The following is a 12773-nucleotide window of genomic DNA, read 5'->3' on the forward strand; positions in this document are numbered from 1 at the left end:
GTTAGTGTTCTCTGGTATCAAAGGGTCCTGGGGGGACGGGGTCGTCTCCACCGGGGTGTAAAGGGTGGCATTTTAATACGCGTTTCACCGTCAACCAACTGCCTTTTATCACTCCAAACCTGCGCAATGCCTCAATTCCGTAGCTTGAGCATGTTGGTGTGAAACGGCAGTGCGGCCCGAGTAGCGGACTAATCAGGCGTTGATAGACCCGAATGAGGGCTATCAGGACCCGTGAGCCAGGCGACAGTGGCGGCGCCATAATTTTTCCAACGCTTCCGAGAGAGCACGGTTATCGAGGTCGGCAACCCCTTTCTTCGCCACCACCACGAAATCCATTGAAGGCAGTTCGTGCTGACGTAAACGGAAGCTTTCACGCGTCAGACGTTTAATCCGATTGCGTTCATGCGCACGCTTAACATTTTTCTTGGCGACTGTGAGACCGATGCGGGGATGCCCCAGCGAATTTTGGCGGCCGAGGATGGTGATTTGCGGCGTGCCAGCCCGTTGTGGCTGCTGGAAGACGAAAGTGAAATGAGCGGGAGTTAACAAACGTAACTCCCTGGGAAATGCTAGCTTAACCACTCAGGGGTTAGCTTTATTACTTGGAAACGGTCAGACGAGCGCGGCCTTTAGCACGACGACGTGCCAGAACCTGACGACCATTTTTAGTAGCCATACGAGCACGGAAGCCGTGAGAACGGTTGCGCTTCAGTACAGACGGTTGAAAAGTGCGTTTCATGGCGATTTCTACCTAAACTTGAATAAATTCACTGACTTTTGCGTATACCCGAACGAGTTTCGAACGACTAACGCCTCAGCGTGGGTGATTAAAGAGGCCGGATTGTAATAATTGTACACTCCGGAGTCAATTCTCTTTCCTTATTTCCCGCGTATTTCCGCACGTTTTCGCGTGGAAAATGAGCAACGGACGACGCAGGAAGATGAGCATCACGCGCCGGGTCGAGGATTATACGGGCTCACCGATAAAGCGCAAGGATCGTCCCGGATCTTCGTTAGATCATTTAAGCAATAAATTGGCTGTGCTCATTAATTTTTCCAATATGCGGGCTAAATCGTGGGGCACTCGCGCCAGGATCGTTTACACTTAACCGGTTTCTGATCTTCCTGTGGATAAATCGGGAAGAATCTGTGAGAAACAGAAGATCTCTGGCTCAGTTTAGGCTATGATCCGCGGTCCCGATCGGGATCCCAGGATCCTGGTCAGGATAAATTGCAGATAGCAATTCGCACGTCCCCCTTTACACAGGGTCATGCCGATGTGCGCCAACAATCATGAATATTCAATAGTTTTCTTTTATTGTTCGAGTGGAGTCCGCCGTGTCACTTTCGCTTTGGCAGCAGTGTCTTGCCCGATTGCAGGATGAGTTACCAGCCACAGAATTCAGTATGTGGATCCGCCCGTTGCAGGCGGAACTGAGCGATAACACGCTGGCTTTGTACGCGCCAAACCGTTTTGTGCTCGATTGGGTAAGGGACAAGTACCTTAATAACATCAATGGACTGCTGAACGATTTCTGCGGGTCAGATGCCCCACAGCTGCGCTTTGAAGTGGGCACAAAGCCGGTCACCCAAACCGTACGTGAAACCGTGAATGTGGCTGCGCCTGCTCAGGCCGCACCCGCGCCGGCCCCTCGCGTCGCTCCTGCTCGTCAGGGTTGGGATAATGTTCCTGCACCGGCTGAGCCAACCTACCGCTCTAACGTAAACGTCAAACACACGTTCGATAACTTCGTTGAAGGTAAGTCGAACCAGCTGGCGCGCGCGGCGGCTCGCCAGGTTGCTGATAACCCCGGTGGGGCCTACAACCCGCTGTTCCTGTATGGCGGCACGGGTCTCGGTAAAACGCACCTGCTGCACGCGGTTGGCAACGGCATTATGGCGCGCAAGCCCAATGCCAAAGTGGTGTATATGCACTCCGAGCGCTTCGTTCAGGACATGGTAAAAGCCCTGCAAAACAATGCGATCGAAGAGTTTAAACGCTACTACCGTTCCGTTGACGCGCTGCTGATCGATGACATTCAGTTCTTTGCCAATAAAGAACGATCGCAGGAAGAATTTTTCCACACCTTCAATGCCCTGCTGGAAGGCAATCAGCAGATCATTTTGACCTCGGATCGTTATCCAAAAGAGATCAACGGCGTTGAAGATCGTCTGAAATCCCGCTTCGGCTGGGGCCTGACCGTGGCGATCGAGCCACCGGAGCTGGAAACCCGCGTCGCGATCCTGATGAAGAAAGCCGATGAAAACGACATTCGCCTGCCGGGTGAAGTGGCGTTCTTCATTGCCAAGCGTCTGCGCTCCAACGTGCGTGAGCTGGAAGGGGCACTGAACCGTGTTATCGCCAATGCCAACTTTACCGGTCGTGCGATCACCATCGATTTTGTGCGTGAAGCGCTGCGTGATTTGCTGGCATTGCAGGAAAAACTGGTCACTATCGACAATATTCAAAAGACGGTGGCTGAGTATTACAAGATCAAAGTGGCAGATTTACTGTCTAAACGTCGTTCCCGCTCGGTGGCGCGCCCGCGTCAGATGGCGATGGCGCTGGCAAAGGAGTTAACCAACCACAGTCTGCCGGAAATCGGGGATGCGTTTGGTGGCCGTGACCATACGACCGTGCTGCACGCCTGTCGCAAGATTGAGCAGTTACGCGAAGAAAGCCACGACATAAAAGAAGATTTTTCCAATCTAATCAGAACATTATCATCGTGACGCTATGAAATTTACCGTTGAACGTGAACATTTATTAAAACCGCTGCAACAGGTGAGTGGCCCATTAGGCGGCCGCCCAACGCTGCCTATTCTCGGAAACCTGCTGCTTCAGGTCGCGGACGGTACGCTGTCGCTGACCGGTACAGATCTGGAAATGGAAATGATCGCGCGCGTTACGCTGACGCAGCCGCACGACGCGGGCGCGACCACGGTTCCGGCACGTAAATTCTTTGATATCTGCCGCGGGCTGCCGGAAGGCGCTGAAATCGCCGTGCAGCTGGAAGGCGACCGTATGCTGGTGCGCTCTGGCCGCAGCCGTTTCTCGCTCTCCACGCTGCCTGCAGCGGACTTCCCGAACCTGGACGACTGGCAGAGCGAAGTGGAATTCACCCTGCCGCAGGCGACGATGAAGCGTCTGATTGAAGCCACCCAGTTCTCCATGGCGCATCAGGACGTGCGTTACTACTTAAACGGCATGCTGTTCGAAACCGAAGGTGAAGAGCTGCGTACCGTGGCGACCGACGGCCACCGTCTGGCGGTCTGTTCCATGCCGATTGGCGACTCGCTGCCAAACCATTCGGTGATCGTGCCGCGTAAAGGGGTGATTGAGCTGATGCGTATGCTCGACGGCGGCGACACGCCGCTGCGCGTGCAGATCGGCAGCAATAACATCCGCGCCCACGTGGGCGATTTTGTCTTCACATCGAAGCTGGTTGACGGCCGTTTCCCGGATTATCGCCGCGTATTGCCGAAGAACCCGGACAAAACGCTGGAAGCCGGTTGCGATAGCCTCAAGCAGGCCTTTGCCCGTGCGGCTATTCTCTCTAACGAGAAATTCCGCGGCGTGCGCCTGTACGTGAGTGAAAACCAGATCAAAATCACCGCCAACAACCCGGAGCAGGAAGAGGCAGAAGAGATTCTGGACGTCACCTACGCCGGGGCTGAGATGGAAATCGGCTTCAACGTTAGCTACGTGCTGGATGTGCTGAACGCGCTGAAATGCGAGAGCGTGCGCATCCTGCTGACCGACTCCGTTTCGAGCGTACAGATTGAAGATGCCGCATCACAGTCGGCTGCCTATGTTGTCATGCCAATGAGACTGTAATGTCGCTCACCCGTCTGTTGATCCGCGACTTTCGCAACATCGAAAGCGCGGATCTCGCTTTATCCCCTGGCTTTAATTTCCTGGTTGGCGCGAACGGTAGCGGCAAAACCAGCGTGCTGGAAGCCATCTATACGCTCGGCCACGGCCGGGCGTTTCGCAGTTTGCAGATTGGTCGCGTGATTCGCCACGAGCAGGAATCTTTTGTTCTGCACGGGCGTTTGCAGGGCGAGGAGCGGGAGACCGCCATCGGCCTGACCAAAGACAAGCAGGGCGACAGCAAGGTGCGCATCGACGGTACCGACGGCCACAAGGTGGCCGAGCTGGCGCTGCTGATGCCGATGCAGCTGATCACGCCCGAGGGGTTTACTTTACTCAACGGCGGCCCCAAATACAGAAGAGCGTTCCTCGACTGGGGATGCTTTCACAACGAAGCCGGATTCTTTAACGCCTGGAGCAACCTGAAGCGTCTGCTCAAGCAGCGTAACGCCGCGTTGCGCCAGGTGACGCGCTACGCCCAGCTGCGTCCGTGGGACATGGAGTTAATCCCTCTTGCGGAACAAATCAGCAACTGGCGTGCCGAATACAGCGCAGGTATTGCCGAAGACATGGCCGACACCTGCAAACAGTTTTTACCCGAGTTCTCTCTCACCTTCTCCTTCCAGCGCGGCTGGGAGAAAGAGACGGACTATGCCGAGGTGTTAGAGAGAAGCTTCGAGCGCGACCGCATGTTGACCTACACCGCGCACGGCCCGCACAAGGCGGATTTCCGCATTCGTGCCGACGGTGCGCCGGTGGAAGACACGCTGTCGCGCGGGCAGCTCAAGCTCCTGATGTGTGCGTTGCGCCTGGCGCAGGGGGAGTTCCTTACCCGCGAGAGCGGGCGACGCTGCCTGTACCTGATAGATGATTTTGCCTCGGAACTTGACGACGCGCGGCGCGGGCTGCTTGCCAGCCGCTTAAAAGCCACGCAGTCGCAGGTTTTCGTCAGCGCCATTAGCGCTGAACACGTTATGGACATGTCGGACGAAAATTCGAAGATGTTTACCGTGGAAAAGGGTAAAATAACGGATTAACCCAAGTTGAAATGAGCGAGAAACGTTGATGTCGAATTCTTATGACTCCTCCAGTATCAAAGTCCTGAAAGGGCTGGATGCGGTGCGTAAGCGCCCGGGTATGTATATCGGCGACACGGATGACGGCACCGGTCTGCACCACATGGTATTCGAGGTGGTAGATAACGCTATCGACGAAGCGCTCGCGGGTCACTGTAAAGACATCGTGGTCACCATCCATGCGGATAACTCCGTCTCCGTCACCGATGACGGCCGTGGCATCCCAACCGGTATTCACCCGGAAGAGGGCGTCTCCGCGGCGGAAGTGATCATGACCGTCCTGCACGCAGGCGGTAAGTTCGACGATAACTCCTATAAAGTTTCCGGCGGCCTGCACGGCGTAGGTGTTTCGGTAGTAAACGCCCTCTCGCAGAAGCTGGAGCTGGTTATCCAGCGCGAAGGCAAAATTCACCGTCAGCTTTACACGCACGGCGTGCCGCAGGCACCGCTGGCCGTTACCGGCGAAACCGACAAAACCGGTACCATGGTGCGTTTCTGGCCGAGCCTCGAAACCTTCACCAACGTCACCGAGTTCGAGTACGACATCCTGGCGAAACGCCTGCGTGAACTGTCGTTCCTGAACTCCGGCGTCTCGATTCGCCTGCGCGACAAGCGTGACAACAAAGAAGACCACTTCCACTACGAAGGCGGTATCAAGGCGTTCGTTGAGTATCTGAACAAGAACAAAACGCCTATTCACCCGAATATCTTCTATTTCTCCACCGAAAAAGACGGTATCGGCGTTGAAGTGGCGCTGCAGTGGAACGACGGTTTCCAGGAAAACATCTACTGCTTTACCAACAACATTCCACAGCGTGACGGTGGTACCCACCTTGCAGGCTTCCGTGCGGCGATGACCCGTACCCTGAACGCCTACATGGACAAAGAAGGCTACAGCAAGAAAGCGAAAGTCAGCGCCACCGGTGACGATGCCCGTGAAGGCCTGATTGCCGTGGTTTCCGTGAAGGTGCCGGATCCGAAGTTCTCCTCACAGACCAAAGACAAGCTGGTCTCTTCCGAGGTGAAATCGGCGGTTGAGCAGCAGATGAACGAACTGCTGAGCGAATACCTGCTGGAAAACCCGTCCGACGCGAAAATCGTGGTGGGCAAAATTATTGATGCGGCGCGTGCCCGTGAAGCGGCGCGTAAAGCCCGTGAAATGACCCGTCGCAAAGGCGCGCTGGACTTAGCCGGCCTGCCGGGCAAGCTGGCTGACTGCCAGGAACGCGACCCGGCGCTGTCCGAACTGTACCTCGTGGAAGGGGACTCCGCGGGCGGTTCTGCGAAGCAGGGCCGTAACCGCAAGAACCAGGCGATTCTGCCGCTGAAGGGTAAAATCCTCAACGTTGAGAAAGCCCGTTTCGACAAGATGCTCTCTTCTCAGGAAGTGGCGACGCTCATCACCGCGCTGGGCTGCGGCATTGGCCGTGACGAGTACAACCCGGACAAGCTGCGCTACCACAGCATCATCATCATGACCGATGCGGACGTCGACGGCTCGCACATTCGTACGCTGCTGTTGACCTTCTTCTATCGTCAGATGCCTGAAATCGTTGAGCGTGGTCACGTCTACATTGCCCAGCCGCCGCTGTACAAAGTGAAGAAAGGCAAGCAGGAACAGTACATCAAAGACGACGAAGCGATGGATCAGTACCAAATCGCAATCGCGCTTGATGGCGCGACCCTGCACGCGAACTCGCACGCCCCTGCACTGGCCGGTGAGCCGCTGGAGCGTCTGGTGTCCGAGTTCAACGCCACGCAGAAAATGATTACGCGTATGGAACGCCGTTATCCGAAAACGCTGCTGAAGGAGCTGGTTTATCAGCCAACCCTGACCGAAGCCGATCTGAGCAGCGAGCAGACCGTCACCCGCTGGGTGAACGCTCTGGTGACCGATCTGAACGAAAAAGAGCAGCACGGCAGCCAGTGGAAATGCGATGTTCAGCAGAACGCTGACGGGCAGTTCGAGCCGATCGTTCGCGTGCGTACCCACGGCGTCGACACCGACTACCCGCTGGAGCACGAGTTTGTCACCGGTCCGGAATACCGTCGTATCTGCACGCTCGGCGAGAAGCTGCGCGGCCTGATCGAAGACGATGCGTTCATCGAACGTGGCGAACGTCGTCAGCCGGTAGCCAGCTTCGAGCAGGCGCTGGACTGGCTGGTGAAAGAGTCCCGTCGCGGCCTCGCGATCCAGCGCTATAAAGGTCTGGGCGAAATGAACCCGGAGCAGCTGTGGGAAACCACCATGGATCCGGAAAGCCGTCGCATGCTGCGCGTGACCGTTAAAGACGCGATTGCTGCAGACCAGCTGTTCACCACCCTGATGGGCGATGCGGTTGAACCACGTCGTGCTTTCATCGAAGAGAACGCCCTGAAAGCGGTAAATATCGATATTTAATCGACGTGATACCGCACAATAACTGGCCGCGCGTTTAGCGCGGCTTTTTTATGGGCGCGGGCATATCCTGCGACAGCACTGACGGTAAGCGACTGGCGAGCGTATCGACGGCAATCCTCACCCTCAGCGGCAGGTGCGGCGTTTGCTGCCAGACGGCATGAACGTCAAAATGGACATCGGGCGCCTGTTTCAGGAGCGGGACGAGCTTTCCCTGATGAATTTCTTTAATGGCCATCCAGCAGGGGAGCCAGGCAATCCCGTGTCCGGCCAGCGCCGCGTCGCAGATGGCCTGCAAATCATCCATATTGAGCGATGAACGGGGAGTAAAGGTGTGCGAGGTCCCTTCGTTATCCATCAGTTGCCAGGGTAACACTCTGCCTGCGCGCAGATAGTTAATGGCCGTATGATGGGGTAAGTCAGCCACGCTTTGCGGCTGGCCTTTGTTCTGCAGATAATCCGGCGCAGCGCACAGCACCATGCGGTGTTCGCCCAGCTTTCTGGCGACCAGCATGCTGCTGTCCTGCAGCCTGCCGTTACGCACCGCCATATCAAACCCTTCCTCCACCAGATCCACCACGCGGTCGCTGAACGACATTTCAAGCTCAAGCCCGGGGTGTTCCTGCGCCAGTTCAATCAACAGCGGCGCGACGCACTGGCGGCCAAACAGTACCGGCATGGCAACGCGCAGGCGGCCGCTAACCTGCTGTTTCCCCGTTTCAAGCAGCGATTCCGCGCCCCGAATTTCCTCCAGCGCAAGCAGGCACCGTTCATAAAAAAGGGCGCCGTTATCGGTCAGGCTCTGGCTGCGGGTGGTGCGCTGAAACAGCCGTACCCCCAGTCGCTCCTCGAGACGAGCGATGCTTTTTCCTACCGCCGAGCGTGACAAATGCAGACGAATGGCGGCCTGAGCGAAACTTCCCGCCTCTACGGCAGCCACAAAAACAGGGATATCCTTCAGCGTGTCGGTCATGAATTGTATCTTTTTTGGCGTCAATATAGAGAAAACTTATCGCCACTGGCGACCATGCGTCAACGGTAGACTGTCAGTACTAAAGCTTACTTGATGGCCGGAGAAAAAAATGACCGAGACAATGCAACGCTGGACGATGAGCGCCCTCGGGCGCGAGAGCCTCACGCTTATTCAGGAGCCCATTCCACAGCCAGGTCCGGGTGAAGTGCGCGTAAGGGTGAATGCCGTTGCGCTCAACTATCGCGATAAAATGGTGATAGAAGGCACGATGCCGATTCCGCTTTCCTTCCCGTTTACCCCGGCGTCTGACATGGCGGGCGTCGTCGACAGCATTGGTGAAGGCGTCACGCGTTTCCAGCCCGGCGCGCGCGTCATCTCAACCTTCTTTCCGGAGTGGATCGACGGTAAACCGCAGGCGGACGCGCGCAATTTGCCCTATAGAACGTCCGGTGGATACTTCCAGGGAATGCTGGCCGAGTACGTGATTGTGAAGGAAGACGCGCTGGCGGCATCGCCGGAAACCCTGGATGACGCAGAGGCCAGCACCTTACCCTGCGCGGGGCTTACCGCCTGGTTCGCACTGGTGGAACGCGGTCAGCTGCGCGCCGGGCAATCGGTGCTGGTACAGGGGACGGGCGGCGTGGCGATTTTCGCCCTGCAAATCGCAAAAGCGCACGGCGCAGAGGTCATTGTTACGTCCGGGAGCGATGAAAAGCTGGCGCTGGCCAAAAAGCTGGGGGCCAGCCAGGGCATCAACCGCCTGAAAGGCGACTGGGCTGAAGAGGCGCTGGCGCTGACTCAGGATCGCGGCATCGACCATATTATCGAAACCGTGGGGGGCGAGAACCTGAAGCACTCCCTGCGCGCCGTTGCCGTTCATGGACGTATCTCGGTCATTGGCGTGCTGGCCGGGTCTGACATTTCGCTCTCTGCTGGCGAACTGTTGCTGAAATCTCCCGTCATTCAGGGGATCGGCGTGGGGCACCGCCGGGCGCTGGAGGATTTCGTCCGCGCCGTGGATGTCACCGGGTTGAAACCCGTGATTGAGCATCGCTACCGTTTTAACGAGCTTAAACAGGCTCTTGAGCATCTGGATCGCGGTGCGTTTGGTAAAATCGTTCTCACTCGCGAGTAGGTCTTTGTTCCTCGGGATAGGCGTAAAAGGGGGCTTTTGTTGCGCAAGGTAGCTCTATTTTTGTGTGTTTAATCGCGTTAGCATGAGGCAGCACTCATTTATCCCGGGGAACTCATGGCTATCAAACTTATTGCAATCGATATGGACGGCACGCTGTTGCTGCCAGACCACACTATCTCTCCAGCCGTTAAGAACGCGATCGCCGCGGCACGCGCAAAGGGCGTGAATGTGGTCCTCACCACGGGGCGTCCGTATGCGGGCGTGCACAGCTACCTGAAAGAGCTGCACATGAATCAGCCCGGCGACTACTGCATTACCTATAACGGCGCGCTGGTGCAGAAAGCCGCAGATGGCAGTACGGTTGCGCAAACCGCGCTAAGCTACGATGACTACCGGTTCCTGGAAAAACTGTCCCGTGAGGTGGGTTCCCACTTCCACGCTCTCGATCGCAATACGCTTTACACCGCCAACCGTGATATCAGCTACTACACGGTACATGAATCCTACGTGGCGACCATTCCGCTGGTGTTCTGCGAAGCCGAGAAGATGGATCCGGCCACCCAGTTCCTGAAAGTGATGATGATCGACGAGCCGGAGATCCTGGATAAAGCGATTGCGCGCATTCCGGCCGAAGTGAAAGAGAAATACACCGTGCTGAAAAGTGCGCCGTACTTCCTTGAAATCCTCGATAAACGCGTCAATAAAGGCACCGGCGTGAAATCGCTGGCCGACGCGCTGGGCATCAAACCAGACGAAATCATGGCGCTGGGCGATCAGGAAAACGACATCGCGATGATTGAATTCGCGGGCATGGGCGTAGCGATGGATAACGCTATTCCGTCAGTGAAAGAAGTGGCTAATTTTGTCACCAAATCCAACCTCGAAGACGGCGTGGCTTACGCCATTGAGAAGTTTGTGCTGAACTAAACACCCGCTTGCGATACCCTGATGCGATAACTGCGCATCAGGGTATCCTCATGAAACAAATCACCTTCGCTTCCCGCAACCACCAGCTTACTAACATCAATACCTGGACGCCGGACAGCCAGTGGCTGGTCTATGACGTGCGCCCGTCAGGTGCATCGTTCACCGGTGAAACCATCGAGCGGGTTAATGTTGTTACGGGCGAGGTCGAGGTGATTTATCGCGCCACTGACGGTGCGCACGTTGGCGTGGTGACCGTTCATCCCGCGCAGGAGAAATACGTCTTTATCCACGGCCCGAAAAACCCGGATGCGGAGTGGCACTACGATTTTCATCATCGCCAGGGGGTAATTGCGCATCACGGGCAGGTGAGCAACCTGGACGCAATGGATATCACTTCACCGTTCACCCCGGGCGCGCTGCGCGGCGGCAGCCACGTCCATGTCTTCAGCCCGAACGGCCAGCTTGTCAGCTTTACCTATAACGACCACGTGCTGCACGTGCGCGATGCGAAGCTCGATTTACGCAACGTCGGCGTGGCAGCGCCTTATGGCCCGGTGAATCCGCCGGGAAACCATCCTCGTGAATACCCGGGGACTTACTGGAGCGTGCTGGTCAGCCGCACGACGCCCAACCCGCAGCCGGGCAGCGACGAGATTAACCGCGCCTACGAAGAGGGCTGGGTGGGCAACGACAGACTGGCGTTTATCGGCGATACCCTGTCTGCAACGGGCGAGAAAGTGCCTGAACTGTTTATTGTTAACCTGCCAGAAGATGAACAGAGCTGGAAACGGGCGGGCGATGCGCCGCTTCAGGGCACCGCAGAGACCCTGCCAGCCCCGCCTGCTGGGGTGAAGCAGCGTCGTTTGACCTTTACGCATCAAAGGGCCTATCCGGGCCTGGTGAACGTGCCGCGTCACTGGGTTCGCAGCAACCCGGAGGGGACACAGGTCGCGTTTCTGATGCGCGACGATAACGGCATTGTGCAGCTGTGGCTGATCTCACCTGATGGCGGCGAGCCGCGCCAGCTGACGCGTAACGGGAGCGATATTCAGTCTGCGTTTAACTGGCATCCGGCGGGTGATCGGCTGGGGTTTGTGCTCGAAAACCGGATCGCCTGCTGTGACGCGCAGACCGGACAAGTGACGTTTTTGACGTCCGATCACGGCAATCCGCCGTCTGCGGATGCCGTCGTATTTTCCCCGGACGGGCGCTTTATTGTGTGGATGGAAGAGACGGACGGTTTCCGTCAGCTCTGGTTAGCGGAAACCGCGCAGAACTAGCGCGGCGGCATCTCTGCGGGCGGAATGACGGCGTTTGTCGCCAGATTTTCCTGCTCGCTTTTCTCTACCCGTGAGCGCACGGAGTCGTCCTTACGGAATAAATCCCACGGCAGCAGAAGCGTGTCCGCCACAGCCGTAAACGGCATATCCAGGATAACCAGGGATTTGGTGCCCCAGTTTGTATCGTCATCGGAGATCATCGCCGCGCTGGCGCGCGTCCCCGGATATGTTCCTTCTTTACCGCCGGTGTGAGACATCACGCTCGAACACCCGCAAAGTAAAACTACCCCGCTGAACGTCGTCAGCTTTATCAGAACATTTTTCATCATCACTCAGTCATCGTTAATGGCACTGCATAGACCTGCAACTCAGGGTTATAGCGAGCCTTATCCAAAATGGATAGCCCGATAACCCCGCACTGTGGCAGCCATCGCAATTTAACCCTTTGTGCTGTTGTCCCAGTCTATGCGAGATGCAGGAAAGTGCAAAAAAAAGTGCAGTTGTCATGCTTGAAAAGCCCGGTTGCAGACCCATTTTAAGAATACGACCCGATAACGAACTCGCCTGATGGGTGTTCGGGGGGCGTAAAGGCCTGTCCATGGTGGAAGGCTTAATTTTCTCGCTGATTTCAGGAGTTTTATTTATGCGTAACTTCGATCTTTCTCCGCTATACCGTTCTGCAATTGGTTTTGACCGCCTGTTTAACCATTTAGAAAATAACCAAAGCCAGAGCAACGGCTACCCTCCATACAATGTTGAGCTGGTTGACGAAAACCACTACCGCATCGCCATTGCCGTCGCCGGTTTTGCAGAAAACGAACTGGAGATCACCGCGCAGGACAACCTGCTGGTGGTGAAAGGTTCCCATACGGCCGAGCAGAAAGAACGTACCTACCTTTACCAGGGCATCGCTGAGCGCAACTTTGAACGCAAGTTCCAGTTAGCTGAGAACATTCATGTGAAAGGCGCGAACCTGGTCAACGGCCTGCTGTTTATCGAACTGGAACGTGTGATTCCGGAAGAGAAAAAACCGCGTCGTATCGAAATTAACTAATTATGCGGGTCGCGCGAGCGGCCCACCCAGACCTGCTTGCCGTAACGGGAGCATAT

13 protein-coding genes and 1 other annotated feature are annotated in these 12773 nt (G+C 56.4%); of the genes, 8 read left to right on the forward strand and 5 right to left on the reverse strand.

Annotated elements, in window-relative coordinates; translation table 11 throughout:
* Position 1: 1 nt before the first annotated feature.
* From yidD to rpmH, 3 genes are read right to left on the reverse strand one after another with little or no spacing between them, the layout of a single operon-like run.
* On the reverse strand, positions 2 to 259 hold the full coding sequence (gene yidD, locus FHC52_RS13755) for a membrane protein insertion efficiency factor YidD (protein WP_001307474.1): 258 nt from the start codon (positions 257 to 259) through the stop codon (positions 2 to 4).
* Positions 223 to 582 (reverse strand): ribonuclease P protein component, encoded by a 360-nt coding sequence (rnpA, locus tag FHC52_RS13760; protein ID WP_024907873.1) that lies wholly within the window; start codon positions 580 to 582, stop codon positions 223 to 225. Before rnpA ends, yidD begins: the two co-directional genes overlap by 37 nt.
* Before the next feature lie 16 nt (positions 583 to 598).
* Positions 599 to 739, reverse strand: a complete 141-nt coding sequence (gene rpmH, locus FHC52_RS13765) for a 50S ribosomal protein L34 (RefSeq protein ID WP_000831330.1) — start codon at positions 737 to 739, stop codon at positions 599 to 601.
* 599 nt (positions 740 to 1338) lie between these two features.
* Here rpmH and dnaA point away from each other — a divergent pair.
* The 4 genes from dnaA to gyrB are packed head-to-tail and all read left to right on the forward strand — an operon-like array spanning position 1339 to position 7351.
* Complete coding sequence (gene dnaA, locus FHC52_RS13770; RefSeq protein WP_010426558.1) at positions 1339 to 2733, forward strand: chromosomal replication initiator protein DnaA; 1395 nt, start codon at positions 1339 to 1341, stop codon at positions 2731 to 2733.
* A 4-nt stretch (positions 2734 to 2737) separates the two neighbouring features.
* On the forward strand, positions 2738 to 3838 hold the full coding sequence (gene dnaN / locus FHC52_RS13775) for a DNA polymerase III subunit beta (protein ID WP_126288245.1): 1101 nt from the start codon (positions 2738 to 2740) through the stop codon (positions 3836 to 3838).
* Positions 3838 to 4911 carry a DNA replication/repair protein RecF gene (gene recF / locus FHC52_RS13780; RefSeq protein ID WP_008500169.1) on the forward strand — a complete coding sequence of 358 codons (1074 nt, stop codon included), beginning with the start codon at positions 3838 to 3840 and terminating at the stop codon, positions 4909 to 4911. The genes dnaN and recF overlap by 1 nt, the downstream gene beginning before the upstream one ends.
* A gap of 28 nt (positions 4912 to 4939) precedes the next feature.
* Positions 4940 to 7351, forward strand: a complete 2412-nt coding sequence (gyrB, locus tag FHC52_RS13785) for a DNA topoisomerase (ATP-hydrolyzing) subunit B (RefSeq protein WP_220420117.1) — start codon at positions 4940 to 4942, stop codon at positions 7349 to 7351.
* A gap of 34 nt (positions 7352 to 7385) precedes the next feature.
* Here the strand turns inward: gyrB and FHC52_RS13790 are convergent, their stop codons facing one another.
* Positions 7386 to 8321, reverse strand: a complete 936-nt coding sequence (locus tag FHC52_RS13790; protein ID WP_023293694.1) for a LysR family transcriptional regulator — start codon at positions 8319 to 8321, stop codon at positions 7386 to 7388.
* A gap of 109 nt (positions 8322 to 8430) precedes the next feature.
* Here FHC52_RS13790 and FHC52_RS13795 point away from each other — a divergent pair, with 109 nt between their 5' ends.
* From FHC52_RS13795 to FHC52_RS13805, 3 genes are all read left to right on the forward strand, one after another.
* Positions 8431 to 9456 carry an NAD(P)-dependent alcohol dehydrogenase gene (locus FHC52_RS13795; protein ID WP_008500166.1) on the forward strand — a complete coding sequence of 342 codons (1026 nt, stop codon included), beginning with the start codon at positions 8431 to 8433 and terminating at the stop codon, positions 9454 to 9456.
* Positions 9457 to 9570: 114 nt separating this feature from the next.
* Positions 9571 to 10383, forward strand: a complete 813-nt coding sequence (gene yidA / locus FHC52_RS13800) for a sugar-phosphatase (RefSeq protein WP_008500165.1) — start codon at positions 9571 to 9573, stop codon at positions 10381 to 10383.
* Between the two features lie 50 nt (positions 10384 to 10433).
* Positions 10434 to 11663 carry a DUF3748 domain-containing protein gene (locus FHC52_RS13805; RefSeq protein ID WP_126288243.1) on the forward strand — a complete coding sequence of 410 codons (1230 nt, stop codon included), beginning with the start codon at positions 10434 to 10436 and terminating at the stop codon, positions 11661 to 11663.
* On the opposite strand, the gene FHC52_RS13810 is transcribed toward FHC52_RS13805, so the two are convergent.
* On the reverse strand, positions 11660 to 11992 hold the full coding sequence (locus tag FHC52_RS13810) for a YceK/YidQ family lipoprotein (RefSeq protein WP_021242679.1): 333 nt from the start codon (positions 11990 to 11992) through the stop codon (positions 11660 to 11662). The two genes, FHC52_RS13805 and FHC52_RS13810, sit on opposite strands and share 4 nt — an antisense overlap.
* Positions 11993 to 12241: 249 nt before the next feature.
* Positions 12242 to 12313: a sequence feature (ROSE (Repression Of Heat Shock gene Expression) occurs in the 5'-region of heat shock genes and acts as an RNA thermometer to modulate expression.), on the forward strand.
* Here FHC52_RS13810 and ibpA point away from each other — a divergent pair.
* Positions 12307 to 12717, forward strand: a complete 411-nt coding sequence (gene ibpA / locus FHC52_RS13815; protein ID WP_008500162.1) for a small heat shock chaperone IbpA — start codon at positions 12307 to 12309, stop codon at positions 12715 to 12717. It overlaps the preceding feature by 7 nt.
* Positions 12718 to 12773 lie beyond the last annotated feature (56 nt).

Source organism: Enterobacter sp. EC_64 (assembly GCF_019584165.1).
GTDB classification, from domain to species: Bacteria; Pseudomonadota; Gammaproteobacteria; order Enterobacterales; family Enterobacteriaceae; genus Enterobacter; species Enterobacter roggenkampii.

Excerpts from the sequence above, each read along its gene's own strand:
- recF (WP_008500169.1), top strand. The coding sequence starts at position 3,838 with ATGTCGCTCACCCGTCTGTTGATCCGCGACTTTCGCAACATCGAAAGC.
- FHC52_RS13810 (WP_021242679.1), bottom strand. The coding sequence starts at position 11,992 with ATGATGAAAAATGTTCTGATAAAGCTGACGACGTTCAGCGGGGTAGTT.
- FHC52_RS13795 (WP_008500166.1), top strand. The coding sequence starts at position 8,431 with ATGACCGAGACAATGCAACGCTGGACGATGAGCGCCCTCGGGCGCGAG.
- gyrB (WP_220420117.1), top strand. The coding sequence starts at position 4,940 with ATGTCGAATTCTTATGACTCCTCCAGTATCAAAGTCCTGAAAGGGCTG.
- FHC52_RS13790 (WP_023293694.1), bottom strand. The coding sequence starts at position 8,321 with ATGACCGACACGCTGAAGGATATCCCTGTTTTTGTGGCTGCCGTAGAG.
- rpmH (WP_000831330.1), bottom strand. The coding sequence starts at position 739 with ATGAAACGCACTTTTCAACCGTCTGTACTGAAGCGCAACCGTTCTCAC.
- ibpA (WP_008500162.1), top strand. The coding sequence starts at position 12,307 with ATGCGTAACTTCGATCTTTCTCCGCTATACCGTTCTGCAATTGGTTTT.
- yidD (WP_001307474.1), bottom strand. The coding sequence starts at position 259 with ATGGCGCCGCCACTGTCGCCTGGCTCACGGGTCCTGATAGCCCTCATT.
- dnaN (WP_126288245.1), top strand. The coding sequence starts at position 2,738 with ATGAAATTTACCGTTGAACGTGAACATTTATTAAAACCGCTGCAACAG.
- yidA (WP_008500165.1), top strand. The coding sequence starts at position 9,571 with ATGGCTATCAAACTTATTGCAATCGATATGGACGGCACGCTGTTGCTG.
- FHC52_RS13805 (WP_126288243.1), top strand. The coding sequence starts at position 10,434 with ATGAAACAAATCACCTTCGCTTCCCGCAACCACCAGCTTACTAACATC.